General features: G+C 73.7%; 3 protein-coding genes. 1 reads left to right on the top strand and 2 read right to left on the bottom strand.

Translation table 11 applies throughout. The features are described 5' to 3' along the window. Positions 1-181: hypothetical protein (locus tag C1J00_RS42260; protein ID WP_146046393.1), on the top strand; the 181-nt coding region annotated here is incomplete at its 5' end. Positions 182-238: 57 nt separating this feature from the next. Here C1J00_RS42260 and C1J00_RS42255 read toward each other — a convergent pair. Together C1J00_RS42255 and malQ are read right to left on the bottom strand one after the other, a co-directional pair. After that, the gene (locus tag C1J00_RS42255) at positions 239-526 is read right to left on the bottom strand and encodes a hypothetical protein (protein WP_102914099.1); all 288 of its coding nucleotides are present in this window, start codon (positions 524-526) and stop codon (positions 239-241) included. Between the two features lie 122 nt (positions 527-648). After that, on the bottom strand, positions 649-2287 hold a 1639-nt coding region (gene malQ / locus C1J00_RS42250; RefSeq protein WP_102914098.1), incomplete at its 5' end, for a 4-alpha-glucanotransferase.

Raw genomic sequence — 2287 nt, 5'->3', positions numbered from 1 at the left:
CGCGAACGTGGAGAAGGAGTTCGAAGAGGCCCAGCGGATCCTCGTGGACGACGCGCGGCTGCTGCCGCTGTGGCAGGGCCGGCAGTACGTGGCCGCCAGCCGGGACATCTCGGGCGCGGAGCGGGCCGGGCAGCTGGCCGGTCTGCTGCGGGAGCTGCTGGCCGGGACGGACAGGTCCTGACACGACGAGGGCGCCGTCGCGGATGTCGCGACGGCGCCCTTCGAAGAGGAACGCGGATCAGGCCTTGACTTCGCTCTTCGCCTCGGCCTTGGTGGCGATGTTGGAGCTGGTCGGGTCCTTCTTCTTGTGCGACTTGTCGCCGATCACCACCAGCGCGTGGATGACCAGGTACAGCGCGATCGGGGCCACGACGAAGAGGCCCAGCGTCTCGACGACGCTCAGGCCCGGGCCGGGGTCGTCACCGTCGTCGCGGGTGAGCGCGCTCGCGGGGGACGACATGAGCAGCATCATCAGCGTCGTACCGGCTGCCAGGGCGCCGGCACGCAGAGCGTTCTTCTTGTCCACGGTGTCAAAATATCCAACGCCGACCGGGCCCGCGCGCCCGGGGTGCCGTAAGGGATCCATTTCACTATGCCCGTCCGGGTCGCACGCTCATGGTGAAAGGACCCCTGAGAGGCCGCGCGGTCTCACGGGCCGCCGTCCCTGAGCACCTCCATCAGCGCGCGCAGCCGCGGCGAGGCCGCCAGCTCCTCCAGCGTCACCGGCCGTCCCCGCGCGTCCGCGATCGGCAGGCGCCAGTTCGGGTACTGGTCCCAGGTGCCCGGGAGGTTCTGCGGGCGGCGGTCGCCGACGCCGTCCGGGAGCCAGACGCCGACCATGCGGGCCGGGGTACGCAGCAGGAAACGGTGGACGGCCTGGATCTCGGCCTCCTCCGAGGACGTGTCGCTGCCGCCGCCCGTGCCGTGCAGCATGCCGAGCCGGGAGAGCAGGGACAGCCACTCCCCCGCGTCGGCGGCGGCCTCGGCGCGCTCCTCCTCCAACGGTCTGGCCAGCAGGCCCAGGCTGTCGCGGAGTTCGACGTGCTCGCCGGTGAGGCGGGCGGCCGTGGAGGGCAGGTCGTGGGTGGTGGCGGTGGCCAGGCAGTCGGCGCGCCAGCCGTCGGGGGGCAGGGGGCGGCCGTCGCCGTCCCAGTCGCGTTCGAACCACAGCACGGACGTGCCGAGCACTCCCCGCTCGCGCAGGGCCTCGCGCACACCGGGTTCGACGGTGCCGAGGTCCTCGCCGATCACCAGCGCCCCGGCCCGGGAGGCCTCCAGGACGAGAACGGCGAGCATGGCCTCGGCGTCGTAGCGGACGTAGGTGCCCTCGGTGGGCGGGTGGCCGTGCGGGACCCACCAGAGGCGGAACAGGCCCATGACGTGGTCGATGCGCAGCGCTCCGGCGTAGCGGAACAGGGCGCGCAGCAGCTCGCGGAACGGGGCGTAGCCGGACTGCGCCAGCCGGTCGGGGCGCCAGGGCGGCAGGCCCCAGTCCTGGCCGCGGGCGTTGAAGGCGTCCGGTGGGGCGCCCACCGACATGCCGGCGGCGAAGTACTCCTGCTGCGCCCAGGCGTCGGCGCCGCCGGGGTGGACGCCGACCGCGAGGTCGTGCACGATCCCGACCGGCATCCCCGCCTCGCGCCCGATCCGCTGCGCGGCGGTCAGCTGGGCGTCGGTGAGCCAGGCGAGCCGGGACCAGAAGTCGACCCGGTCCATGAGGCCGTTGCGGGCCTGGGCGGTCTCGGCCGAACGCGGGTCGCGCAGGCCGGTCGGCCAGCGGTGCCAGTCGGAGCCGTGCACCTCGGCGAGCGCGCACCAGGTGGCGTGGTCTTCCAGGGCCTGGCCCTGCCCGGCGAGGAAGTCGCAGTAGGCGGCGCGCCGGCCGGGGCCGAGCGGGACCTCGCCGAGCAGCTCCAGCGCCTCCCGCTTGAGCTCCCACACGGCGTCCCGGTCGATCAACGCGCCTTGTCGCAGCACCGCTTCACGCAGCCGGCGGGATCTCTCCAGCAGGGCGTGCAGACGGTCGGGGTCCTCGACGTACGCGGTCTCCGGGACGTCCTCGATGCGCAGGTGCACGGGGTCGGGGAAGCGGCGCGAGGAGGGGCGGTAAGGAGAGGGGTCGGTGGGGGTGCCGGGCACGGCCGCGTGCAGCGGGTTGACCTGGACGAATCCGGCGCCGAGGGACCGTCCGGCCCAGCCGGCCAGCTCGGCCAGGTCACCGAGGTCGCCCATGCCCCAGGAGCGGCGGGACAGCAGCGAGTAGAGCTGGACGAGGAGTCCGTAGGAG

It is taken from the genome of Streptomyces cahuitamycinicus, from assembly GCF_002891435.1.
GTDB classification, from domain to species: domain Bacteria; phylum Actinomycetota; class Actinomycetes; order Streptomycetales; family Streptomycetaceae; genus Streptomyces; species Streptomyces cahuitamycinicus.
This window is presented reverse-complemented; position numbering and strand designations above follow the sequence as displayed.